Origin of the sequence: Streptomyces sp. NBC_00440 (assembly GCF_036014215.1) — a bacterium.
Classification (GTDB): domain Bacteria; phylum Actinomycetota; class Actinomycetes; order Streptomycetales; family Streptomycetaceae; genus Streptomyces.
Genome location: NZ_CP107921.1, coordinates 2,705,113 through 2,729,147, shown reverse-complemented (window position 1 = coordinate 2,729,147; position 24,035 = coordinate 2,705,113). Strand labels below are relative to the sequence as shown.

At 70.7% G+C, this 24,035-nt stretch carries 14 protein-coding genes and 1 pseudogene; 10 read left to right on the top strand and 5 right to left on the bottom strand.

Annotated elements, in window-relative coordinates:
• Position 1 precedes the first annotated feature (1 nt).
• Positions 2–2,497 (bottom strand): xanthine dehydrogenase molybdopterin binding subunit, encoded by a 2,496-nt coding sequence (gene xdhB / locus OHB13_RS12170; protein WP_328377095.1) that lies wholly within the window; start codon positions 2,495–2,497, stop codon positions 2–4.
• Positions 2,494–3,990: a xanthine dehydrogenase small subunit gene (locus OHB13_RS12165; RefSeq protein ID WP_328377094.1), complete on the bottom strand. Its 1,497-nt coding sequence runs from the start codon at positions 3,988–3,990 to the stop codon at positions 2,494–2,496. The genes xdhB and OHB13_RS12165 overlap by 4 nt, the downstream gene beginning before the upstream one ends.
• A gap of 636 nt (positions 3,991–4,626) precedes the next feature.
• Between OHB13_RS12165 and OHB13_RS12160 the strand changes: the two genes are divergently transcribed.
• The 5 genes from OHB13_RS12160 to OHB13_RS12140 all read left to right on the top strand — a co-directional run bounded on the left by OHB13_RS12160 (position 4,627) and on the right by OHB13_RS12140 (position 13,359).
• On the top strand, positions 4,627–5,736 hold the full coding sequence (locus OHB13_RS12160; protein ID WP_328377093.1) for a trypsin-like serine peptidase: 1,110 nt from the start codon (positions 4,627–4,629) through the stop codon (positions 5,734–5,736).
• Positions 5,737–6,052: 316 nt separating this feature from the next.
• Positions 6,053–9,772, top strand: coding sequence for an ABC transporter ATP-binding protein (locus tag OHB13_RS12155; RefSeq protein WP_328380277.1), 3,720 nt, complete (start codon positions 6,053–6,055; stop codon positions 9,770–9,772).
• 230 nt (positions 9,773–10,002) lie between these two features.
• Positions 10,003–11,142 (top strand): hypothetical protein, encoded by a 1,140-nt coding sequence (locus tag OHB13_RS12150; RefSeq protein WP_328380276.1) that lies wholly within the window; start codon positions 10,003–10,005, stop codon positions 11,140–11,142.
• Between the two features lie 202 nt (positions 11,143–11,344).
• Positions 11,345–11,827: a hypothetical protein gene (locus tag OHB13_RS12145; RefSeq protein WP_323183826.1), complete on the top strand. Its 483-nt coding sequence runs from the start codon at positions 11,345–11,347 to the stop codon at positions 11,825–11,827.
• 98 nt (positions 11,828–11,925) lie between these two features.
• Positions 11,926–13,359 (top strand): S28 family serine protease, encoded by a 1,434-nt coding sequence (locus OHB13_RS12140; RefSeq protein ID WP_328377092.1) that lies wholly within the window; start codon positions 11,926–11,928, stop codon positions 13,357–13,359.
• A 166-nt stretch (positions 13,360–13,525) separates the two neighbouring features.
• On the opposite strand, the gene OHB13_RS12135 is transcribed toward OHB13_RS12140, so the two are convergent.
• The 3 genes from OHB13_RS12135 to OHB13_RS12125 all read right to left on the bottom strand — a co-directional run bounded on the left by OHB13_RS12135 (position 13,526) and on the right by OHB13_RS12125 (position 17,705).
• The gene (locus OHB13_RS12135) at positions 13,526–15,376 is read right to left on the bottom strand and encodes a glycoside hydrolase family 3 protein (protein ID WP_328377091.1); all 1,851 of its coding nucleotides are present in this window, start codon (positions 15,374–15,376) and stop codon (positions 13,526–13,528) included.
• 322 nt (positions 15,377–15,698) lie between these two features.
• Entirely contained in the window at positions 15,699–16,493 is a 795-nt protein-coding gene (locus OHB13_RS12130) for a sugar phosphate isomerase/epimerase family protein (protein WP_328377090.1), read from the bottom strand.
• A gap of 150 nt (positions 16,494–16,643) precedes the next feature.
• The gene (locus tag OHB13_RS12125) at positions 16,644–17,705 is read right to left on the bottom strand and encodes a LacI family DNA-binding transcriptional regulator (protein ID WP_266856874.1); all 1,062 of its coding nucleotides are present in this window, start codon (positions 17,703–17,705) and stop codon (positions 16,644–16,646) included.
• A 185-nt stretch (positions 17,706–17,890) separates the two neighbouring features.
• Here OHB13_RS12125 and OHB13_RS12120 point away from each other — a divergent pair, with 185 nt between their 5' ends.
• The 5 genes and pseudogenes from OHB13_RS12120 to OHB13_RS12100 all read left to right on the top strand — a co-directional run.
• Positions 17,891–19,042 (top strand): Gfo/Idh/MocA family protein, encoded by a 1,152-nt coding sequence (locus tag OHB13_RS12120; RefSeq protein ID WP_266856875.1) that lies wholly within the window; start codon positions 17,891–17,893, stop codon positions 19,040–19,042.
• Positions 19,039–20,232 (top strand): dihydrodipicolinate synthase family protein, encoded by a 1,194-nt coding sequence (locus OHB13_RS12115; protein WP_405751277.1) that lies wholly within the window; start codon positions 19,039–19,041, stop codon positions 20,230–20,232. The genes OHB13_RS12120 and OHB13_RS12115 overlap by 4 nt, the downstream gene beginning before the upstream one ends.
• A gap of 32 nt (positions 20,233–20,264) precedes the next feature.
• Entirely contained in the window at positions 20,265–21,062 is a 798-nt protein-coding gene (locus OHB13_RS12110) for a sugar phosphate isomerase/epimerase family protein (RefSeq protein ID WP_266861061.1), read from the top strand.
• Positions 21,063–21,420: 358 nt separating this feature from the next.
• The gene (locus OHB13_RS12105) at positions 21,421–22,830 is read left to right on the top strand and encodes a family 2B encapsulin nanocompartment shell protein (protein WP_266856877.1); all 1,410 of its coding nucleotides are present in this window, start codon (positions 21,421–21,423) and stop codon (positions 22,828–22,830) included.
• A gap of 110 nt (positions 22,831–22,940) precedes the next feature.
• Positions 22,941–24,035, top strand: a pseudogene (locus OHB13_RS12100) (family 2 encapsulin nanocompartment cargo protein terpene cyclase); the annotation flags it as partial.

Here is a 24,035-nt window from a genome sequence, read left to right as displayed (position 1 = left end):
GTCAGGCACCGCTCAAGGCTTCTGCGTCGGTTCGGACCTTGCCGTTCGCGGTCTGCCTGTTCGCGGCTTGCCCGTTGGCGGCCGGGCCGTTGGTGGTCTGCCCGTTCGCGGCCCGCCCGTTGGTGGTGAACCCGTTGGGCGCGTGGCCGTTCTGCCGGCCGGTGTCGCTCTGCCGAGCCGCCTGGATCGCCCAGTACATCGCCTCCGGCGTCGCGGGCGAGGCCAGCTCGACGCTGGTCCCGCCCGGCCCGAACGCGGCAGCGGCCTGCCGCAGCGCCTCCCGTACCGAGAACGCCAGCATCAGCGGAGGCTCACCCACCGCCTTGGACCCGAACACCGCGCCCTCTTCGGTGGCGTTCTCCATCAGCGTGATGTTGAACTCCTCGGGCATCTCCGAGAAACTCGGCAGCTTGTAGGTGCTCGCGGCCTGGGTCAGCAGTCGGCCCCGGTTCGGCCCGTCGCCGGTGTCCCAGCGCAGGTCCTCAAGCGTCAGCCAGCCCGCGCCCTGTACGAACCCGCCCTCGACCTGACCGATGTCGATCATCGGGGACAGGCTGTCGCCGACATCGTGCACGATGTCCACCCGCCGGATGCGGTACGCGCCGGTGAAGCCGTCGACCTCCACCTCCGTCGCGGCGGCGCCGTGGGCGAAGTACTTGAACGGCGATCCCCTGAAGCTCTTCGCGTCCCAGTGCAGTCCCTCGGTCCGGTAGAAACCGGACGCCGACAACTGGACCCGCTGGAAGTACGCGGTGTGCACCAGGTCGTCCCAGGCCAGCTCCTGGTCGTTGCCGAGCGCCCGCGCGACGCCCTCGACGATGCGTACGTCCGAGGCGTTCGCACCCAGCCGGGAGGCCGCCACCTGAAGGAGCCGCTCGCGCAACTGCTCACAGGCGTTCTTGACCGCCCCGCCGTTCAGGTCCGCCCCGGAACTGGCGGCGGTGGCAGAGGTGTTGGGCACCTTGTCGGTACGCGTCGGGGCCAGCCGGACCTTGTGCAGCGGGATCCCGAGCGTGGTCGCGGCCACCTGCAGCATCTTGGTGTGCAGGCCCTGGCCCATCTCGGTGCCGCCGTGGTTGATCAGGACCGAACCGTCCTTGTAGATCAGCACCAGCGCGCCGCCCTGGTTGAAGGCGGTGAGGTTGAACGAGATGCCGAACTTGATGCCGGTGATCGCGAGAGCCCGCTTGGTGTGCGGGTGCGCGGCGTTGAACGCGGCGATCTCGCGCTTGCGGTCGGCGATACCGGCGTTCTCCTGAACCTGCTGCCAGATGGCGGAGATCCGCTCGGCCTGCGTGACCGGCTGCCCGTACGGCGTCGTCTGGCCCTGCCCCGGCCGGTAGAAGTTGCGCTCCCGCAACTCCATGGGATCGAGGTCGAGCAGTGGTGCGCAGCGGCCCAGGATGTCCTCGATCACCAGCATGCCCTGCGGTCCGCCGAAGCCGCGGAACGCGGTGTTGGAGACCGTGTTGGTCTTGGCGATACGCCCGGCGACGCGCGCGTTGGGAATCCAGTAGGTGTTGTCGATGTGGCAGAGCGCACGGGCCAGCACCGGCTCGGACAGGTCCAGGCTCCAGCCGCCGTCCGCGGTCAGCGTCGCGTCCAGGGCCTGGATGCGGCCGTCCGCGTCGAAGCCGATCCGCCACTCGGCATGGAACCCGTGCCGCTTGCCCGACATGGTCAGGTCCTGAGTCCGGTTGAGCCGGAACCGGACCGGCCGGCCGGTCAGCTTGGCGCCGAGCGCGGCGACGGCCGCGAACCCGTGCGGCTGCATCTCCTTGCCACCGAAGCCGCCGCCCATCCGCAGGCACTGGACCGTCACCTCGTGGCTGGGCAGACCGAGCACGTGCGCGACGATCTCCTGGGTCTCCGAAGGGTGCTGGGTGCTGCTCTGGATGAACACCTGCCCGTTCTCGTCGACCTGCGCCAGCGCCGCATGCGTTTCCAGATAGAAGTGCTCCTGGCCGGCGAACTCGAACTCGCCGCTGAACACGTGCGCGGACTCGGCGAAGCCCGCGTCGGTGTCTCCTGCCACCATCACCGGCTTGGCACCGTGATAGCTGCCGGCCGCGATCGCGTCCTGCAACGTGATCAGGGAGGGCTGTTCGTCGATTTCCACCTCGACGGCGGCCGCTCCGATCCGGGCCGCCTCCAGGGTCTCGGCGAGCACCCAGGCGACCGCGTGGCCGTGGAACATGACCTCGTCGGGGAACAGCGGCTCGTCGTGCTTCATGCCGGCGTCGTTGACGCCGGGTACGTCAGCACCGGTCAGGACGTGCACCACACCGGGCACGGTCAGCGCGGGCCCGGTGCGCAGCGCGGTGATCAGGCCGCGGGCCTTCATGACCTGGACCGGGTACGCGTGCAGGACGTCCTTGGTGCGCTGGACCAGGTCGTCGGTGTAGAGAGCGGTACCGGTGACGTGCAGGAAGGCGCTCTCGTGCGGCATCGAAACGCCGACGACCGGCTTCTCGGGGATCTCGGACAAATGGCTCATGACGGCACCGCCTCAGTGGTTTGCGCGTACAGCTTCAGCAGGCTCTGGCCGAGCATCGCGGAGCGGTAGTCGGCGCTGGCGCGGTGATCGTTCATCGGTGTTCCCTCGGCCCGCAGTACGGGGGCCGCGGCCTCGACGGTCTCCGCCGTCCACGGCTTGCCCTCCAGGGCCGCCTCGGTGGCCAGGGAGCGGATCGGGGTGGCGGCCACGCCGCCCAGACCGATGCGTGCCGTACGGACGACCCCTCCCCGGATGTCCAGCGCGAAGGCGACGGCCACGCTGGAGATGTCGTCGAAACGCCGCTTGGCGATCTTGTGGAAGGCCACGACCGGCGACAGGGGCAGCGGGACGCGCACCGCGCGGATCAGCTCGCCGGGACGGCGCACGCTCTGCCGGTAGCCGGTGAAGTAGTCCGCCAGCGGGACCTCGCGCTCACCGTCGGCGTCGGCCAGCACCACCGACGCGTCCAGCGCGAGCAGCACGGGCGGGCTGTCACCGATGGGCGAGCCGGTACCCAGATTGCCGCCGAGGGTCGCCCCGTTGCGGATGAGCCGGGACGCGAATTGCGGAAACAGCTCTGCCAGCAGCGGGACGCTGCCATCGAGGCGGCGTTCGATCTCGGTGAGCGTCAGTGCCGCCCCGATTTCGATGTGGTCGGATGCGACCCGCAGCTCCCGCATCTCGGACAGCCGGTCGACGGCGACCACGCAATCCGCCCGGCGGGAACGGATGTTCACCTCGACGCCGAAGTCCGTGGAGCCGGCGACCACCACCGCGTCGGGCCGCTCGCGCAGCAGTTGCAGTGTCTCGGCCAGCGTGCTCTTGCGCAGGAACGAGCTGCCGTCCCGGGTGTATTCGGTGGCAACCGGTGCGGGCGGCGACTGCTCGCGACGCTGCGCCAGCGGGTCCTCGTCGGCAGGCGTACCGACGGCGAACGCGGCATCGCGGATCGGGCGGTAACCGGTGCAACGGCACAGGTTCCCGCTCAGCGCGTGCAGATCGAATCCGTTCGGACCGTGCTCGGCGTCGGTGTCGGCATCGACGTCCGTGTCGGTGCCGCCCGCCGAGCCGGCCGGTTCCGCGTGCGCGCAGCGGTTGGGGCGGTAGTACTCGGCTGCCATGCTGCAGATGAACCCCGGTGTGCAGTAACCGCACTGGGAGCCGCCGCGGACCGCCATCTCCTCCTGAACCGGGTGCAGTTCGGGTGGTGTTCCGGGTTTGCCGGGGGTGGCGAGACCTTCGGAGGTGATGACCTCCTGGCCGTCCAGTGCCGCGGCCGGGACCAGGCAGGCGTTGACCGCCACCCAGTCGGTGGGCTTGTTCACGCCGGGCCGGGCCACCAGGACCGAACAGGCGCCGCACTCGCCCTCCGCGCAGCCCTCCTTGGTGCCGGTGAGGCCACGCTCGCGCAGGAAGTCCAGCACCGTGGTGTGGGGTGCGGTCGGTGCGAGCGCTGCTTCCTTCCCGTTCACCGTGATGCGCGCCCCTATCATGACGGGCCTTCAATTCGCTGCGGGGCAGGATTTCGCTGCAGGGCAGGTCGATTCATCATGTTCGCCAATTTCGGGCAGCTTTCTATGCTCGGACGCGCCACGTCAGGGGCGGGCGCACATCGGCACGCGTCAGCGCTGTGCCGGGAATGGTGAGGGGGAAATCAAAGAAACGTGCCACGGAAGGCGGCACATCAGAACGGCGTGCTCAGCAGCCGTGTGCGACCTGACCCGGGGCCCAGACCGTGAGGCGGGCGAGGCGAGCGACATCAGAGCAGGTGTACATCTGCTGGTCGCCTCCTTCAGTGATTACAGGTCTACTTCATCGAAAAGTAGTGGTTGAAGCCACCGAGGTCAAGAGAAGTTGATCTTGCTTTTTGGTGGACCGACCAGATTTTACGGGATGTGGAGACCCTCGGGGAGGCCGTCTGCTCGTGCAGGACCAGCGGGCGCCGGCCGGCGCGTGAGTATCCTGGCGGGTCCCGAACTGCTCGCGGCGCCCGCGCAGCAGCTTCGCGAGATGCTCGGCCACCATCCCGCCGTCCGGCAAGACGCGCCGACGCGCCGACCCGCCGTGCTGACACCGCCTGCACGCTTCTCTGACCGCTTCCTGACATCGCGTGACTACTGTCCCGGCGCATGCACATTCCATCTCATCGCCCCTGCGGTCAGCAGGGCAGCACCCGCAGGACCCTCCGCCGCGCGATCGGGGCCACCGTCACGGTGTCGGCGGCCGTCGTCGCACTGGTCACGCCGGCCGCGGCCGCCAACGCCGTACCGCACAACCCCTCGTCCAGCAGCGGCGGCGCGGCAGGACCGGACACCACCACCACCCACGCCGGCGCCACGACCGCACAGGAGCGCAACCGGACAGACGCCTACTGGACCCCTGAGCGGCTGAAGCTGGCGAGCGCTGTCGTCCCCGAGATCACCCCCGTACCCAAGGACGACGACACGCCGGACGACCCGCGGCCGCTTCCCGCGAACACGCCGGACTCCGGGTCCGTGTGGACTCACGGCGGGGCGGTGGTGAAGAACGTCGGCCGCCTGTTCTTCACCTTCTCCGACGGCTACGACGGCAGTTGCACCGCGACGGTCGTCACGAGCGCCAACCGCAGTACCGTCGTCACGGCATCACACTGTCTGAGAGGCGTCGGTTCGCCTTCCGGCGACGACACCTGGAACCACAACTTCTACTTCGTTCCCGGCTATCGCAACGGAACGAAACCGCTCGGTGGCTTCAGCATCAGGACCATGGCCACCTCTTCCCGCTGGAACGCCGACCCGGACACCACGCAATCGTCGGACATCGCTGCCGCCGGTTACGACACGGGACTCCTCGTGGCGAACCCGGCTGCCGGGGGACAACCGATCGCGGACATCACCGGAAGCCAGCACATCGGGTTCGGTCAGCCCGTCGAGGGCGAGTTCATCCATACCTTCGGATACCCGAGCAACGGACTCAACGATCCCAAGGACAAGTACGTCGGCTCCCGCATGATCCACTGCGCGGGCACGAGCCACCCCGGTCCCAAGGTGCCCCTGTTGTGGGGTGAGACCTGCGACATGTCGGCCGGATCGAGCGGTGGACCTCACCTGGCCCACTTCGACACCCGCACCGGCACCGGCACCGTCGTGGGCATCACCACCACCAGCGAGGAACTCGCGGGCGGGCCGACCCCCACGCTCTACGCCACGCGCTTCGGTGACAGCGCCCACCGCCTCTACGACTGGGCGCAGTCGCGCTAGCACCGTCCGTCTGGATCAGGCCGCGAGCCCGGCAGGATCCAAACGAAAGACCTAGGTCCGCAGACCTGTCCCCGTACGTCCTTCGGACGGACCCGTACCCCGGAATGTTGCAGCGGGATGAAATCCCCAGGTCGCCGCGTTGGATCCTTCCGGTGGTATGAGACAACGGGAGGCACCAGTGGCGGACGCCGCGCAACAGGACGCCGCGCAACAGGACAGCGCGCAACAGGACAGTGCGCAGCAGGGCGGCGCGCAGCAGGACAAGGCCCAGGTCGCCGCGGCCGGGGGAGCGCGGCGGCAGGGCTGGGCTCGGCGGATCGTCGGGTACGCCTGGCGGTACCGGCGCAATGTGCTGCTGGCCCTCGGGTCGTCGCTCGCCGGGATGGCCGTCATGGCGCTCGTCCCGCTGGTCACCAAGGTGATCATCGATGACGTCATCGGCAACGGCACCCGGTCCCTCGCCGTCTGGACGGGGCTGCTGATCGGCGCCGCCGTCGTCGTCTACGTCCTCACCTACGTCAGGCGCTACTACGGCGGACGCCTCGCGCTCGACGTCCAGCACGACCTCCGTACCGAGATGTACGGAACGATCATGAAGCTGGACGGGCGCCGGCAGGACGAGCTGTCCACCGGGCAGGTCATCGGCCGCGCCACCAGCGACCTCCAGCTCATCCAGGGTCTGCTCTTCATGCTGCCGATGACCCTCGGCAACGTGCTGCTGTTCGTGATCTCGCTGGTCATCATGGCCTGGCTCTCCCCGCTGCTCACGCTGATCGCCGTGGCCGTGGCGCCCGCCCTGTGGATCATCGCCAAACGCAGCAGGACCCGGCTCTTCCCCGCCACCTGGTACGCCCAGGGGCAGGCCGCCGCCGTCGCCGGCGTCGTCGACGGAGCCGTCACCGGGGTCCGCGTGGTGAAGGGGTTCGGCCAGGAGGACCAGGAGACCGGCAAGATCCGCACGGTCAGCCGCAGGCTCTTCGCCGGGCGGCTGCGCACCATCAAGCTGAACTCCCGCTACACCCCGGCCCTCCAGGCCGTCCCCGCCCTCGGGCAGGTCGCGATGCTGGCGCTCGGCGGCTGGCTGGCCACCCGCGGCGAGATCACCCTCGGGACGTTCGTCGCCTTCTCCTCCTACCTGGCGCAGCTCGTCGGCCCGGTCCGGATGCTCGCCATGGTGCTCACCGTCGGCCAGCAGGCCCGCGCGGGTGTCGAGCGCGTCCTTGAGCTGATCGACACCGAGCCGTCCATCGAGGACGGTACGAAGACGCTCCCGGCGGACGCCGAGGCCACCGTCGAGTTCGACGGCGTCTCCTTCGGGTACACCGACGACCGGCCCGTGCTCGACGGCTTCTCCCTGACCATCGCGCCGGGCGAGACCGTCGCCGTCGTCGGCTCGTCCGGCAGCGGCAAGTCCACCGTCTCGCTGCTCCTGCCGCGCTTCTACGACGTCTCGCAGGGCGCGGTCCTCATCGGCGGCCACGACGTACGCGAACTGACCCTGGAGTCGCTGCGGTCCGCCATCGGCCTCGTGCCCGAGGACAGCTTCCTGTTCTCCGACACCGTCCGCGCCAACATCGCCTACGGCTTCCCCGACGCCACCGACGAGCAGATCCGCACTGCCGCGCGCGCCGCCCAGGCCGACCGCTTCATCGCCGAGCTGCCCGCCGGATACGACACCACCGTCGGCGAGCACGGCCTCACCCTCTCCGGCGGCCAGCGCCAGCGCGTCGCGCTCGCCCGCGCCATCCTCACCGACCCCAGGCTGCTCCTCCTGGACGACGCCACATCCGCCGTGGACGCCCGCGTCGAGCACGAGATCCACGAGGCGCTGCGCGGGGTGATGGCGGGCCGGACCACCCTGCTCATCGCGCACCGCCGCTCCACCCTCAACCTCGCCGACCGGATCGCGGTCATCGATGGGGGCCGGCTCGCCGACGTCGGCACGCACGCGGAGCTGGAGGAGCGCTCGGCGCTCTACCGGCGGCTGCTCACCGACCCGGACGAGCTGGGCGGTGTCTCGCCCGGCCACACCGGGCCCGTGGCGGACGAGCCGGAGGACACCTCCGTACGCGCGGAGCTGGACGCCGAGTTCGACGTCGAGCGGGGCATCACCCCGCCGCTCTGGGTACGCAACGAGACCCCCGGCACCGGCACGGACGCCGCCCCCGCCCCCGGCGGGATGCCCGCGACGCCCGAACTCCTCGCCCAGGTAGCCGCGTTGCCGCCCGCCACGGACACCCCGGACGTGGACGAGGCGCACGCCGTCGCCGCCGAGACCTCGTACGGGCTGCGCCGGCTGCTGCGCGGCTTCGGGCCCGTCCTGCTCATCAGCCTGTTCCTGGTCGCGGTCGACGCGGGCATGGGGCTGCTGCTGCCCGTACTGATCCGGCACGGCATCGACCAGGGCGTCACCAAGCTCGCCACCGGCGCGGTGTGGACGGCGGCCGGGCTCGGCCTGGTCACCGTGGCCGTCCAGTGGCTGGCGCAGACCGGGGAGACCCGGATGACCGGACGCACCGGCGAGCGGGTCCTCTACACGCTGCGCCTCAAGATCTTCGCGCAGCTCCAGCGGCTCGGCCTCGACTACTACGAGCGTGAGCTGACCGGCCGGATCATGACCCGGATGACCACGGACGTGGACGCGCTCTCCACCTTCCTGCAGACCGGTCTGGTCACCGCGTTCGTCTCGGTCGTCACCTTCTTCGGCATCCTCGTGGTGCTGTTCGTGATCGATGTCCAGCTGGCCCTTGTCGTCTTCGTGACGCTGCCGTTCCTGGCCGTCGCCACGTACGTCTTCCGCAAGAAGAGCGTCCAGGCGTACGAGCTGGCGCGCGAGCGGATCTCCGTCGTCAACGCCGACCTCCAGGAGTCCGTCTCCGGGCTGCGGATCGTGCAGGCGTTCCGCCGCGAGTCCACCGGCGCGGGCCGCTTCGCCGGCCGCAGCGACCACTACCGGCAGGCGCGGGTGCGCGGCCAGTGGCTGATCTCCGTCTACTTCCCGTTCGTGCAGCTGCTGTCGTCGGTGGCCGCGGCCGCCGTGCTGATCGTCGGTTCGCACCGGATCGAGGCCGGCACCCTCACCACGGGCGCCCTGGTCGCGTACCTCCTGTACATCGACTTGTTCTTCGCCCCCGTGCAGCAGCTGTCCCAGGTCTTCGACGGCTACCAGCAGGCCACCGTCTCGCTCAAGCGCATCCAGGAGCTGCTCACCGAGCCCACGTCGACCGAGGCGAGCACGGTGCCGCTGGATGTCACCGCGCTGCGCGGCGACATCGCCTTCGAGGGCGTCTCGTTCGCGTACGGGGCGGCCGACGGGACCGATGGAGCCGATGTGGCCGAGGCGGCGCTGAGCGGCATCGATCTGCGGATCCCGGCCGGGCAGACGGTCGCCTTCGTCGGGGAGACAGGCGCGGGCAAGTCCACGCTGGTCAAGCTGGTCGCACGGTTCTACGACCCGACAGCCGGCCGGGTCACCGCCGACGGCACCGATCTGCGGGACATGGACATGACGGCCTACCGCCACCGGCTCGGGGTCGTCCCGCAGGAGGCGTACCTCTTCGCGGGTACGGTCCGCGACGCCATCGCGTACGGGCGGGCGGACGCGACCGACGCCGAGGTCGAGGCGGCGGCGCGGGCGGTCGGCGCACACCACATGATCGCGACCCTGGAGGGCGGCTACCTCCACGAGGTGGCCGAGCGCGGCCGCAACCTCTCGGCGGGTCAGCGCCAGCTGATCGCGCTGGCCCGCGCCGAACTGGTCGACCCGGACATCCTGCTGCTCGACGAGGCGACGGCCGCGCTCGACCTGGCGTCCGAGGCCCAGGTCAACCAGGCCACGGACCGGATCGCCGGCCGGCGGACCACGCTGGTGGTCGCCCACCGGCTGACCACCGCGGCACGGGCGGACCGGGTGGTGGTGATGGACCACGGCCGGGTGGTCGAGGACGGCACGCACGAGGAGCTGCTGGCCCTGGACGGCAGCTACGCACGGCTGTGGCGGACCTTCGTCGGGGAGCCCGCGGAGGTGGTGGCGTAGGGCATTTCGTCTGGATCAGGCCGGCCCCTCCCCTTCCTCGGAGAGGGGAGGGGCCGGGGCCCTCGTGAAGGTGCTGTGAGTGCGGGATGAGAGCGTTACCGGGGCCGCACGTCCGCCGCCGGGACAACTTTTCCTCCCGTTCGGCCCTCTTCCATACCGGGATGTGCAGCCCCGACAGCGCACACACCGGAAGCGGGAGCTGAGATACGGTGCCGACGATCAGCCAGCGGATGCACTTGGTGCTGCTCACCGCCTGGACGGTGCTGTGGTTCGCCGTGGTGGAGCCGCACGGCGGCTTCTCCTGGCACTATCTGCGCGCCGGCGGCGAGCTGCTCTACCAGGGTTCCGGCTCCGGCGGTCTCAACCTCTACGCCCACCATCCCGAGCTCCAGATGGGCCCGGTCAGCTTCCTCGTCGCCGGACTGTTCAACCCGTTCCCGGAAGCCACCGGCCAGTTCCTCGCCGCCGCGCTGATGTCCCTGCTCGGCCTGGTCATCGTCGTTCTGGCCGGGCGCAGCGCCGCACACCATCTGCTGGGCACCGGCACCAACCACCAGCGGCTGCGCCAGCGGGTACTGATCGCCGGGCTCGCCTTCATCCCGATGTGGATCGAGGTCGCGGTCCGCTTCGGGCACCTGGACGACGTACTCGCGCTGTTCTTCACCGCGCTCGCGGTCCGGGCCGTCACCCGGGGCACCCCGGCCGCCACCGGCGCGTTCCTCGCCCTGGCGATGGACTCCAAACCCACCGCGCTGGCCTTCCTCCCGCTGCTGCTGGCCCTTCCCCGGCGGCACTGGCTGCGGGCCGCCCTGTGGTGCGCGGGCCTGGTGGCGGTCGCCTGGCTGCCGTTCTTCGTCGGCGACCCGCAGTCCTTCGCCGCGGCCAAGTTCGCCATCCCCAACCATCCCGCGTCGGCCCTGCGCTGGCTCGGGGTCGGCGATCCGGAGACGCCCGGCTGGGACCGCCCCGCGCAGGCAGCCCTCGGCCTGGTGCTCGGCACGGTGGCGGTCTGGCGGGGCCGCTGGCCCGCGGTGGTCCTGCTCGGTGCCAACGCCCGGATCGTGCTCGACCCGAGCGTCTACACGTACTACACGGCGTCGGTGCTGCTCGGCACGCTGCTGTGGGACGTCATCGGGCAGCGCCGGCTGGTGCCGTGGTGGAGCTGGCTGGCGCTGCTGACGCTGTACGGCAGTGTCTTCGTCGTTCCGGACGACGCCCTGCGCGGTCTGCTGCGGCTGGCGTTCGTAGCGGTGTCCACGGCGTATGTGCTGCTGTGGCCGGTCCGCGAGCGGGGCGGCCGGGGCGGGGTCCGGGGCCGTCGCAGGCCACGCGCCCGTGCGGGGGTTCCGCTGGCGGAACCGGGCCGGTGACGGTTTCGCGGCGACGGTTCGGCGGTTCGTGACGGTTCCGCCGGTGCACGGGGGGTCCGGTCTGCCGGCGCACGGGCAGGTGGCAGGGCGGATGGCATGGGTTGCACCGAACCTGTCATCATCTGTCCGCTTCTGCGGCGCAACCAGCGGACTGTCCCTTGCGTCCGTACACACATACGCTCGCGCGGCCGAAGGGGAAGAAGTGTTCGAGTTGTGGCGAAAGCCGGAGAGCGGGCCGGAGCACGGGGTGGGGCCCGCACCGGTGCGTCCGCCGGTGCGCGAGTCCGTGCGGGCACCCGCCCGCGGCCCGGGAGCCGGCCGCTGGGCCGCGGGCCTGACGGCGGCGGCCGCGGTGGCGCTCGCCCTGGTGGTGCCGGGCGCTCACCCGGCGAGCGCCGCGTCCGGGTGCCCCGGCCACGAGGTCAGGTCCGTGGGCTTCGCCACCGGTCGGCTCCAGGTCTTCCGGAGCGGCCAGTACGTCTGCGCCGTCACCCTCGCCAAGAAGCCGGGCGCCAGGAGGCAGATGTCGGTCCAGCTCCAGGTGCGCGGCGGTCTGCCGGTCTCCGACAGCGGGCGGTTCACCCGTCTGGCGGGGCCGGTGAGGGTCCGTGCGGCGAACCGCTGCGTCCGGGCTGTGGGCGCGGTCTCCGGCAAGAAGGGGGCGTCGGGCTGGTTCCTGTGCTGAGCGGGTGATCGCTCCCGATGGTCAACTGGGTCTGGCGTGCCTGGTGTTACCCCGGCTAGGTTCGCGGCTACTCGTTGTGATCCCCAGGGGAGGGCTGAATGCGCAAGTCGCTCAGATGGCTGCTCGCGTTCGTGGTGCTCATAGGCACCTTGAGTGCGGCGGGGGCATCAGCCGGTGCGGCCACCGCCGCGGGACCGGACACCACGGACATCAAGGCCCGGATCCTCGCGATTCCCGGCATGAGCCTCATCGATGAGAAGCCCTACCCGGGCTACCGCTTCTTCGTTCTCCAGTACACCCAGCCCATCGACCACCGGCACCCGTCGGACGGCACCTTCAACCAGCGCTTCACGCTGCTGCACAAGGACACCAGCCGGCCGACCGTGTTCTACACCGGCGGGTACAACGTCTCCACCACGCCCAGCCGCACCGAGCCGACCCGGATCGTCGACGGCAACCAGGTGTCACTGGAGTACCGCTACTTCACGCCGTCCAGGCCGCAGCCCGCCGACTGGTCCAAGCTGGACATCTGGCAGGCCGCCAGCGACCAGCACCGGCTGTTCACGGCGCTCAAGAAGATCTACACCCGGAACTGGCTGACCACCGGTGGTTCCAAGGGCGGCATGACAGCCACCTACTACGAGCGCTACTACCCGAAGGACATGGACGGGGTCGTGGCGTACGTCGCGCCCGACGATGTCGTCAACAACGAGGACTCGGCGTACGACCGGTTCCTCAGCACCGTCGGCACCAAGGAGTGCCGCGACCGGCTGGAGGGCGTCCAGCGCGAGGCGCTCATCCGGCGCGGGCCGCTGGAGAAGACGTACGCCCAGTACGCCAAGGACAACGGCTACACCTTCAGCACCGTCGGGTCACTCGACAAGGCGTACGAGGCCGTGGTGCTCGACTACATCTGGGGCTTCTGGCAGTACAGCCTGCTCTCCGACTGCGACACCGTCCCCGCCGACGCCCCGCACGCCACCGACCAGGAGATCTGGGACTCCGTCGACACGATCTCCGGGTTCTCCTTCTACACCGACCAGGGACTCGACGCGTACACGCCGTACTACTACCAGGCGGGTACCCAGCTCGGCTCGCCGGACATCAAGCAGCCCTGGCTCGGCAAGCTGAGCCGCTACGGCTACCAGCCGCCGCGGCACTTCGTACCCAGCTCCATCCCGATGCGCTTCCAGCCCGGTGTGATGGCCGACGTGGACAACTGGGTGAAGCACCACGCCGACCACATGCTGTACGTGTACGGGCAGAACGACCCCTGGGGCGCCGAGCGCTTCAGCGTCGGGAAGCACCCGCACGACAGCTACGTCTTCACCGCGCCCGGGATGAACCACGGCGCGAACGTCGACGGCCTCGCCCCCGCCGAGAGGGCGAAGGCAACCGCGCGCATCCTGGCCTGGGCCGGGGTGGCCCCGGCAGCGGTGCAGGCCGACCCGCTGCGGGCCAAGCCGCTCGCCCCGTACGACGCGACACTCGACCGCAAGAGCATGGAGCGCGAACCGTCCCTGCGTCCGTGACCCCGGTCCCCGCCCCGGCCCCGGAGGGTAATTGGCCCTTCAGGGAAGAGGATTGAGCTGTGCCCGCCGCGAAGTCCCGCGGCGGGCACAGCCTTTGCCGGTGAGCCCAGTCGTTGCCGGTGGGCCAGTCCTTCCGATGGGCCCAGTCTTTCCGGTGGGCGGCGGATCAGTACGTCAGGCCGTGCCCCACCGGATACAGCACCTTCGTGGGATCGTCCGCGCGCTGGACAGGGACCGGCAGCACACCGCGCGGCGAGACCCGGCCGGCGATCACCCGTGCCGCCGCCCGGAGTTCGACGTCCGTCCAGCTGTAGGTGGCGAGCGCGGCCCGGACTCCGGAGAGCTGCGCGATGTCGTACGGATTGCGGATCGCGATCTGCACCACCGGGACCTTGGTGGCGACCAGCGCCGCCACCAGCTTGGACTGCGCGTCGCCCACGGCCACGTCGTAGGTCCCGACGATCACGGCGCTCTTGCCCGCCGCCGCGGCCACCGCGTCGGCGATCAGGGCGGCGGTGGGTGCGCTGCCGGTCGGGAGCACCGTGGTGGTGAAGCCGAGACCGGTCAGCTCCTTGCCGAGCACGGTTGTCGGCGGGCCCGTCGTCCCCGAGGGCGACGCCGGGTCCGGGCCGACGATCAGCAGGCTCCGGGCGCTGCGCCGGGAGAGCGGCAGCAGCCGGTCCTGGTTCACCAGGAGGGTGGTGGTCCGCTCGGCGATCCGGTCGGCCGTCGCGAGATGGGAGGGGATGCCGACCGTCTTGTCGATCCGGACCTCGGCCACGTACGGGCTGCTGAAGAGCGCGCGCCGGTCCTTGAGCCGCAGGATCCGCAGGATCGATTCGTCCAGCCGCTCCTCGGTGAGCTCCCCGCTCTTCACGGCGTTGAGCACCGCGTGCCAGGCGGTGTCGAGGTCCGGCGGGTTCAGCAGCTGGTCGACACCGGCCTTGAGCGCGAGGACCGGCACCCGGTCGTCGCCGTACTTGTCCCGTACGCCCTGCATACCCAGCGAGTCGGTGACGACGACGCCGTCGTACCCCAGCTCCTGGCGGAGGATGCCGGTGAGGATCGGCTGCGACAGGGTGGCCGGATCGTTGCTCGGGTCCAGTGCGGGGAACTGGATGTGCGCCGTCATGATCGCGTCGATCCCGGCGGCGACGGCGGCCTTGAAGGGCGGGGCGTCGATGCTCTCCCACTGTGCGCGGGTGTGGGTGATGACCGGGATCCCGGTGTGGCTGTCGACCGCCGTGTCGCCGTGGCCGGGGAAGTGCTTGGCGGTGGCGGCGACCTGCGAGCTCTGGTACCCCTGCACCTCTGCGGCGACCAGCCGGGCCACGGCGGCCGGTTCGGAGCCGAAGGAGCGGACGCCGATGACCGGGTTGGCGGGGTTGACGTTGACGTCGGCGTCCGTCGAGTAGTCCTGCCGGATGCCGATCGCCCGCAGCTCGGCCCCGGAGATCCGGCCGACCGTACGGACGTCATCGCGCGAGCGCCCGGCGCCGAGCGCCATCGCGCCCGGGAAGAGAGCGGCCGGGTAGCCCACCCGGCAGACGATGCCGTGCTCCTGGTCGGTGGCGATCAGCAGCGGTACGGGGGTGCGCTGGGCGAGACCGGCGCGCTGGATGCCGTTGGAGAGGGCGGCGATCTGGTGCGGGTCGCGGGTGTTGTGCGCCCAGCTGAAGTAGATGATGCCGCCGACGTGGTACTTCGCGATCAGCTCGGCGGCGGTGCGGACGCCGATCTCTTTCAGGTTGGCGTCGATGTCGGCCTGGTCGGGCGCGGTGGCGGAGTGTCCGTACACCCGCATCACGAAGAGCTGGCCGACCTTCTCCTCGATGCTCATGCGGCCGATGAGCTGCTTGAGCTGCCGGTCGTGACCGCTGGGGCCAGGACCGGGGCGGTGGGGATCGGGGCGGCGGGGATCGGCGTGTGCTGTGGCGCCGGTGGCGCCCGTGGCTGCTGCGGCGACCGCGACGGCGGTGGCGGTGAGCAGAGAGCGTCTGGAGGTGCGGTACTGCACTGGTGCCCCTTCCGGCCATGCTGCGCAAGGAAACTGAAGGAAACTTCCAAGCAGCACCGATATCCGGAAAGTAACTGTCAGGTCAAGGGTGCGGGCCGGATCGGGGCGGCATTGGCCCGTTTGGCAGCAAGCCGGCCCGGCCCGGCCCGGCCCGGACGCGGACCGTCCGCCACGGCGGGTGGCGGACGGTCCGGGCCCCGGCCGGTTCGTGGTGCTGGTGGCCGTCGTGGCCGTCGTGGCCGTCGTGGCCGTCGTGACCGTCGTGGCCGTCGTGACCGCCGTGCCCGTCGGCCAGGTCACCTGGTGCCACGGCAGGGGACAGTCAGGCCGCGGTCCCGCCCGCCAGCCGTTCCAGATGCTCCCGACCCGCCGTCAGCAGGCCTGGCAGCTCGGCCGCCTGCGGATACCAGCGCTTCTCGTACTCCCAGCAGAGCCACCCCTGGCCCGGGGCGAGCAACTCCACGCACTCGGCGAGCGGCAGCACCCCGGCGCCGAGCGGCAGCGGGGTGGTGTCCTCGGCCGACGCGATGTCCTTGACCTGTGCGTAGCCGAGGTGCGGCGCGAGGACGGCATGGCTGGCCGCCGGGGACTCGCCGCCCAGCCAGGTGTGCATCACGTCCCAGAGCGCACCGACGTTCCGGTGGCCGACCGGTCCGAGCACCCGGGCGGCGTCGGCACCCGTGCGGTGCGAGTCATGGGTTTCGAGGAGGATCCGTACGCCCTTGTCCGCCGCGACTTCGGCGGCCGCTCCCAGCCTGCGGGCGGCGGCGGCGTCGGCCTCGGCCGGATCCTGGCCGCCACCACCGGGGAAGACGCGGACGAACGGGGCGCCGAGGTCGGCGGCGAGGAAGACCAGCTCGGCGAGGTCGCCCTCGATCTCCTTGTCGTCGCCGGGCGCGGCCACCCGTACGTATCCGGCCACCCCGAGGATCTCGACGCCGCCGCCGGCGAACTCCTCGACCGCCGCGGCCCGTTCCCGCAGTCCGGTGCCGGGGTGCAGCGCCTCCTCGGCGTGGGCGCGCAGTTCGACCCCCTGGTAGCCGCTGTCCGCTGCGAGCCGCACCACGTCCGGGACGGTCATTCCTGGCACTCCGAGGGTGGAGAACGCGAATTTCAACGCACTGTTCCTTCCTGAAGGCTGAGAGGTGCTGGTGCTGATGCCAGCACATCATTGGTACACGTGACGTGTTCCCGGTAGCCCGCCTCGCGGGCAGGTCCGCTCACCGCCCCGGCCGGCGCACGGCCGGACCCGTCACCGCATGCCCCGTCACCGTCCGGGCGGAGCCGTCGACGCCCGGGTGACCAGTTCGCCGCGTACCACCGCGACCCCACCCTTCGGCACCGCCTCGCGGCCCATCGCCAGCCGTCCGGCCCGCGCCCCCGCCTCGTACAGCGGCAGTCGCACCGTCGTCAGCGCCGGTACGGCGTCCACCGAGAACGGCAGATCGTCGAAACCGGCCACCGAGACGTCCTGAGGAATCCGCAGCCCCTTCTCCCGCAGCGCCGCGCACGCCCCCAGTGCCACCGTGTCGTTCGCCGCCACGATCGCGGTCAACCCCGGCTCTCTGCCCAGCAGTTCGAGGGTGGCGTGGTAGCCGGAGCGGCGGTCGTAGGGGCCGTGGACCGTGAGCGCCGCCCGGCCGTCGGGCAGGCCGGCCGCCGCCATGGCCAGCCGGTGGCCCGCCAGGCGGTCGCGGGTCGTCGTCCGTTCTGCGGGGCCGGCCACGTAACCGATCCGCCGGTGCCCCAGGGTCAGCAGATGCTCGGTGAGCCGCTGTCCGCCGCCCCGGTTGTCGAAGGGCAGCGCGGTCACCGTGGACTCGCTGCCGGGGATCGACGGGCGCCCGCAGAGCACCACACGCGTTCCCGCGCCGGTGAGTTTCGCGAGCTTCGCGGAGACCGCCGCGGTGTGCTCCGGGTCCTCGATGGCGCCGCCGGTCAGCACGACCGCGGCGGCGCGCTGGCGCTGGAGGAGCGTGAGGTAGGTGAGTTCGCGCTCCGGGGAGCCGCCGGTGTTGCAGACGACCGCCAGCTTCTCGCCGCCCGCGCGCCCGCTGCCCTCCTGGCCGCTGATCTCCGACTGGGCGGCGCCCGCCATGATGCCGAAGAACGGGTCGGCGATGTCGTTGACGAGGATGCCGACCAGGTCGGACGTGGCGGCGGCGAGTGAGCTCGCCGGGCCGTTCAGTACGTAGTCCAGCTCGTTCACGGCCGCCAGCACGCGCTCCCGGGTGGCCGCCGCCACCGGGTAGTTGCCGTTGAGCACCCGGGACACCGTCGCCGGGGACACCCGTGCGCGGGCCGCGACATCCGAGAGGGTCGCCGTCATCTCTGCCTCCGTGTCACTCGCCCGCGTCTCCTGTCATGTGGTCGCGGCCCGTGCGCCTGTCCGCGCCTCTTGCCCGCGCCCCTTGTGCGTGCCGCTTGCCCGTGCCTCTTGTCGGGGCCGGTGTGCGCAGGTTAGCTTCTTACCGCGTAGAAAGCGCTTGCTATGACCGTGTGGAGGGACCTTTCGTGACACGTAAGACAGTGCGGATCGCCATGAACGGCGTGACCGGCCGGATGGGCTACCGCCAGCACCTGGTGCGCTCCCTCCTCGCGATCCGCGAGGAAGGCGGCCTGGACCTCGGCGACGGCACGGTGCTCTGGCCCGAGATCGTCCTGATCGGCCGGCGTGAGCACGCCCTCCGGGCGATGGCCGAGAAGCACGGGCTCGACCACTGGTCCACCGACCTCGACGCCGTCCTGGCCGACCCGGCCGTCGACATCTACTTCGACGCCCAGGTCACCTCCGCCCGTGAAGAGGCACTGCGGAAGGCCATCGCCGCCGGGAAGCACATCTACACGGAGAAGCCGACCGCCACCGGCCTCGACGGCGCGCTGGAGCTGGCGCGGCTGGCCGGGGCCGCCGGGATCAAGCACGGCGTGGTCCAGGACAAGCTGTTCCTGCCGGGCCTGCTGAAGCTCAAGCGGCTCATCGACGGCGGCTTCTTCGGCAAGATCCTCTCCGTCCGGGGCGAGTTCGGCTACTGGGTCTTCGAGGGCGACTGGCAGGAGGCGCAGCGCCCCTCGTGGAACTACCGGGCGGAGGACGGCGGCGGCATCGTCGTGGACATGTTCCCGCACTGGGAGTACGTCCTGCACGAGCTGTTCGGCCGCGTCACCTCCGTACAGGCGCTCGCCACCACGCACATCCCGCAGCGCTGGGACGAGCGGTCCGAGCCGTACGAGGCGACCGCCGACGACTCCGCGTACGGCATCTTCCAGCTGGAGAGCGGTGCGGTCGCCCAGATCAACTCCTCCTGGGCGGTGCGGGTCAACCGCGACGAGCTGGTCGAGTTCCAGGTCGACGGCACGGAGGGCTCGGCCGTGGCGGGACTGCGCAACTGCCGTGTACAGCACCGCAGTTCCACTCCGAAGCCGGTCTGGAACCCGGATCTGCCCGCCACTCACGCGTTCCGCGACCAGTGGCAGGAGGTCCCGGACAACGGCGACTTCGGCAACGGCTTCAAGGTCCAGTGGGAACTCTTCCTGCGCCACATCGCACTCGACGAGCCCTACCACTGGGACCTGCTGGCCGGTGCGCGCGGTGTGCAGCTCGCCGAGCTGGGGCTGAAGTCCTCCGCCGAGGGCCGCCGTCTCGACGTTCCGGAGATCACGCTGTGACCATCCTGCTTCCGGGCACGGGCACGGGCACGGGCGCGGGCGCGGGCGGGGACGCCGGCGGTACGTACGCCTACACGCCCCGCACCGAACCCGCCGCGTTCACCGTGGGCGGCGCGCCGCTCGCCTCCCGTACCGTCTTCTCCGCCGCCCACGTCGTCGCCGACCCGTGCGCCGATGTCTCGCCCGACGGTCCGCCCGCCGTCGACTGGGACGCCACCCTCGCCTTCCGCCGCCACCTCTGGTCCCACGGACTCGGCGTCGCGGAGGCCATGGACACCGCGCAGCGCGGCATGGGCCTGGACTGGCCGGTCGCGGCGGAGCTGATCCGCCGGTCGGCGGCCGAGGCCAGGTCGGCGGGCGGTGCCATCGCCTGCGGCGTCGGCACCGACCAGCTCCCGCCCGGCGAAGTGACGCTGAAGCAGGTCGCCGAGGCGTACGAGGAACAGCTCAGCGTTGTCGAGGAGACCGGCGCGCAGGCGATCCTGATGGCCTCGCGCGGGCTCGCTGCCGCCGCGAAGAGCCCCGACGACTACCTGGAGATCTACGGGCAGTTGCTGCGCCAGTGTGCCGAACCGGTCATCCTGCACTGGCTCGGCCCGATGTTCGACCCGGCGCTCGACGGCTACTGGGGTTCACCGGACCTGGATGCGGCGACCGACACGTTCCTGGAGGTCATCGCGGCCCACCCGGACAAGGTGGACGGCATCAAGGTGTCGCTGCTCGACGCCCGACGCGAGGTGGAGCTGCGCCGCAGGCTCCCCGACGGGGTCCGCTGCTACACCGGGGACGACTTCAACTACCCCGAGCTGATCGCGGGCGACGAGCGCGGCTTCAGCCATGCCCTGCTCGGCATCTTCGACCCGCTCGGCCCGCTGGCCGCCGAGGCGGTCCGCGTCCTGGACACCGGGGACAGCCAGGGTTTCCGCGACATCCTGGACCCCACGGTCGAGCTGTCGCGACACCTCTTCCAGACCCCGACCCGCTTCTACAAGACGGGCGTGGTCCTCCTCGCCTGGCTGGCCGGACATCAGTCGCACTTCACGATGGTGGGCGGCCTCCAGTCGGCGCGCTCACTGCCGCACCTGGCGCGGGCGTACGAACTGGCCGACCGCCTCGGCCTCTTCCCCGACCCGGCGCTCGCGGAGAGCCGGATGAAGTCCTTGCTCAGTGTGTACGGAGTCGCCCAGTGACCGCGGACCTCGCCCGCTTCAGCATCAACCAGATGACCGTGAAGCAGCTCAGCCTGCCCGAACTCGTCACCGCCTGCACCGACTTGGGCGTTCCGGGGATCGGGCTCTGGCGCGAACCGGTCCAGCAGTACGGAGTGGAGGCGGCAGCCGCACTCGTACGGGATGCCGGCCTGAGCGTCACGACGCTCTGCCGGGGCGGGTTCCTCACCGCGACCGATCCGGCCGGGCGGGCGGCGGCGCTGGCGGACAACCGTACGGCGGTCGACGAGGCGGCGGCGCTGGGCACGGACACCCTGGTGCTGGTCTCGGGCGGCCTGCCGGCGGGCTCGAAGGATCTGCACGGGGCACGCGAGCGGATCGCGGACGCGCTGGCCGAACTGGGCCCGTACGCGGCCGAGCGTGGTGTGCGTCTCGCGATCGAGCCGCTGCACCCGATGTTCGCCGCGGACCGCTGCGTGGTCTCGACCCTGACCCAGGCCCTGGACCTGGCAGAACGCTTCCCGGCCGACCAGGTGGGCGTCGCCGTGGACACCTACCACATCTGGTGGGACGACCAGGCGCCGGCGCAGGTGGCCCGTGCGGGCGCCGGCGGCCGCATCTGCACGTTCCAGCTGGCGGACTGGACCACCCCGTTGCCGGCGGGCGTCCTGAACGGCCGCGGCCAGATCGGCGACGGGTCGGTCGACATGCGGGAGTGGCGGGAGCGGGTGGACGCGGCCGGGTACACGGGACCGGTCGAAGTGGAGCTGTTCAACGAGGAGCTGTGGGCGCGGGACGGCGTGGAACTGCTGCGGGAGACCGCTGAGCGGTTCGTGCGGTACGCGCTGTAGCCGACCGCGGACCGGCGCCGCAGCAGGCCAGAAATACAGCGAGGGGGCACAGCAAGAAGGGCGACCAGCCGGCTGGTCGCCCTTCTTGCTGTGCCCCCTCGCTGTGACCCCCTTCCGCTGTGCCCCTCCCTCACATTGCTCGTACTGTCCGAATTTCGTCGGTCACCCGATAAACCTGATGCGGAGCGAGATCGCTGCATCGAAGTAACTCGGCTGTCTCTCCGGGCGGGTTGGGCGAAGAGGCCGTTACCGTTCTCGTGGATCTGGACGGATTACCTGCGATTCGCCCCCTTCGTTCCTCTTCCAGCGTTCGGCGCGCGTGCGCCGAACGACGCCGTCGCAAAGGAGAGCTCGCCTGATGACCGTTGAGACCGGCCCGGAAGCACAGCTGGAGCCATCCCCGCAGTCCAGTCTGAGCACGGCGGCTGCCCGCAACCTCGCCACCACGACCAAGTCCGCCCCGCAGATGCAGGAGATCACCTCGCGGTGGCTGCTGCGGATGCTCCCCTGGGTGGAGACCAAGGGCGGCACCTACCGGGTGAACCGTCGTCTGACCTACACCGTCGGTGACGGACTCATCGAGTTCGTCCAGGACGGTGCCGGAGTCCGGGTGATCCCCCGCGAGCTGGGCGAACTGGCCCTGCTGCGCGGCTTCGACGATGTCGGCGTGCTGACCGCGATCGCCGACCGGTGCGTCCAGCGCGACTTCCGCGCGGGCGAGGTGCTGGCCGAGCGGGGGAACCTCGCCGAGCAGATCCACCTGGTCGCCCATGGCCGGATCAAGCAGACCTCCGCGGGCAAGTACGGCGACGAGGTCTCCGTGGCCCTGCTCGCCGACGGCGACCGGTTCGGGGAGAACGCCCTTCTGGACACCGACGCGAGGTGGGACTACACGGCCACTGCCGAGACCTCCGGCACCCTCCTCACCCTGTCCCGCGCGGACTTCGACGCCGTGGTGTCCGGCGCGCCGGGTCTCCAGGCCCACCTGGAGCAGTTCGGCTCGCTCGCTCTCCGGCCGCAGACCCGGCACGGCGAGGCCGAGATCGCGATGTCGGCCGGCCACACCGGCGAAGCCGTGCTGCCGGGTGCCTTCGTCGACTACGACCTCAACCCGCGCGAGTACGAACTCTCCGTCGCGCAGACCGTTCTGCGCGTCCACACCAGGGTCGCCGACCTCTTCAACGGGCCGATGAACCAGACCGAGGAGCAACTCAGGCTCACCGTCGAGGCGTTGCGGGAGCGCCAGGAGCACGAGCTGATCAACAACCGGGAGTTCGGTCTGCTCCACAACGCCTCCTTCAAGCAGCGGATTCAGACCCAGTCGGGACCGCCCACCCCCGACGACCTCGACGAGCTGCTCTGCCGCCGCCGCGGCACCAAGCTCTTCCTCGCCCACCCCCGGACGATCGCGGCGATCGGGCGCGGGTTCAACGCCTGCGGGCTCTACCCGGACCACGTCGACCTCGGCGGCCAGCAGGTCCCGGCCTGGCGCGGGGTTCCGATCCTGCCCTGCAACAAGATCCCCATCAGCAAGGACAACACCAGCTCGATCCTTGCCATGCGTACCGGCGAGGACGACCAGGGCGTCATCGGGCTGCATCAGACCGGCCTGCCGGAGGAGTACGAGCCGGGCCTTTCGGTGCGCTTCATGGGCATGAACGAGCAGGCGATCATCTCGTACCTGGTCACCACCTACTACTCCGCCGCCGTCCTGCTGCCCGACGCGCTCGGCGTGCTGGAGAACGTACAGATCGCCCGCAGGCCCTAGGGGCTGTCCGGCCCCCAGTCCCGGGACAGTCCACCCACCTGACCAAGGAGCTACGGATGCCCGATCCTGGGCCATCACTTCTGCAGCCGAGCGCTGCTCTGCAACGGATCCTGTGCGGCCCCAGCGGTCTGGGTACGGCGAGCCTGCACCTGGGACGGCGCGCGGAACTGCCGGCTCCTGCCGAGCCCGGGACCCAGCCCGGGACCGAGGCCGAGGCGCCGGTGGAGGGCACCCCGATCCCGGGCCTCTACTACCACCCGGTGCCGCCCCCCGACCCGGCGCGGGTGGAGGAGGTCAGCCGGCGCATCAAGGTGTGGGCGGTGGACGAGGTCCAGGCGTACCCCCCGGAGTGGGAGGACCAGTTCGACGGTTTCTCCGTCGGCCGCTACATGGTCGCCTGCCACCCGGACGCGCCCACCGTCGACCATCTGATGGTCGCCACCCGGCTGATGGTCGCCGAGAACGCGGTCGACGACTGCTACTGCGAGGACCACGGCGGCTCACCCGTCGGACTCGGCAGCCGGCTCCTGCTGGCACACACGGCTCTGGACCCTCTGCACACGACGGGGGAGTACGCGCCGGAGTGGGCGGACTCGCTCCAGTCGGACGCGCCCCGGCGGGCCTACCGCTCGGCCATGGAGTACCTCTGCCGGCAGGCCACCCCCTCGCAGGCCGACCGGTTCCGGCACGACATGGCCCGTCTGCATCTGGGGTATCTGGCCGAGGCCGCGTGGGCCGAGACGGATCACGTTCCCGAGGTGTGGGAGTACCTGGCGATGCGCCAGTTCAACAACTTCCGCCCCTGCCCCACCATCACCGACACCGTCGGCGGCTACGAACTGCCCGCCGACCTGCACGCCCAGCCGGCCATGCAGCGGGTCATCGCGCTCGCGGGCAACGCCACCACGATCGTCAACGACCTTTATTCGTACACCAAGGAACTCAACAGCCCCGGCAGACACCTGAACCTGCCCGTGGTGATCGCCGAACGTGAGGGCGTCTCCGACCGTGACGCCTATCTCAAGGCGGTCGAGGTCCACAACGACCTCATGCACGGCTTCGAAAGCGAAGCGGCCGCGCTGGCGGCCGAGTGCCCCGTCCCGAGCGTGCTGCGTTTCCTCCGGGGAGTGGCCGCGTGGGTCGACGGCAATCACTACTGGCACCAGACCAACACCTACCGATACAGCCTGCCCGATTTCTGGTAA

Bases quoted from the DNA above. Each gene is read 5' to 3' on its own strand.
- OHB13_RS12110 (WP_266861061.1), top strand. From the start codon at position 20,265: ATGACCGTGAAGCAGCTCAGCCTGCCCGAACTCGTCACCGCCTGCACC.
- OHB13_RS12125 (WP_266856874.1), bottom strand. From the start codon at position 17,705: ATGACGGCGACCCTCTCGGATGTCGCGGCCCGCGCACGGGTGTCCCCG.
- OHB13_RS12105 (WP_266856877.1), top strand. From the start codon at position 21,421: ATGACCGTTGAGACCGGCCCGGAAGCACAGCTGGAGCCATCCCCGCAG.
- OHB13_RS12140 (WP_328377092.1), top strand. From the start codon at position 11,926: ATGCGCAAGTCGCTCAGATGGCTGCTCGCGTTCGTGGTGCTCATAGGC.
- OHB13_RS12160 (WP_328377093.1), top strand. From the start codon at position 4,627: ATGCACATTCCATCTCATCGCCCCTGCGGTCAGCAGGGCAGCACCCGC.
- OHB13_RS12165 (WP_328377094.1), bottom strand. From the start codon at position 3,990: ATGATAGGGGCGCGCATCACGGTGAACGGGAAGGAAGCAGCGCTCGCA.
- OHB13_RS12150 (WP_328380276.1), top strand. From the start codon at position 10,003: ATGCACTTGGTGCTGCTCACCGCCTGGACGGTGCTGTGGTTCGCCGTG.
- xdhB (WP_328377095.1), bottom strand. From the start codon at position 2,497: ATGAGCCATTTGTCCGAGATCCCCGAGAAGCCGGTCGTCGGCGTTTCG.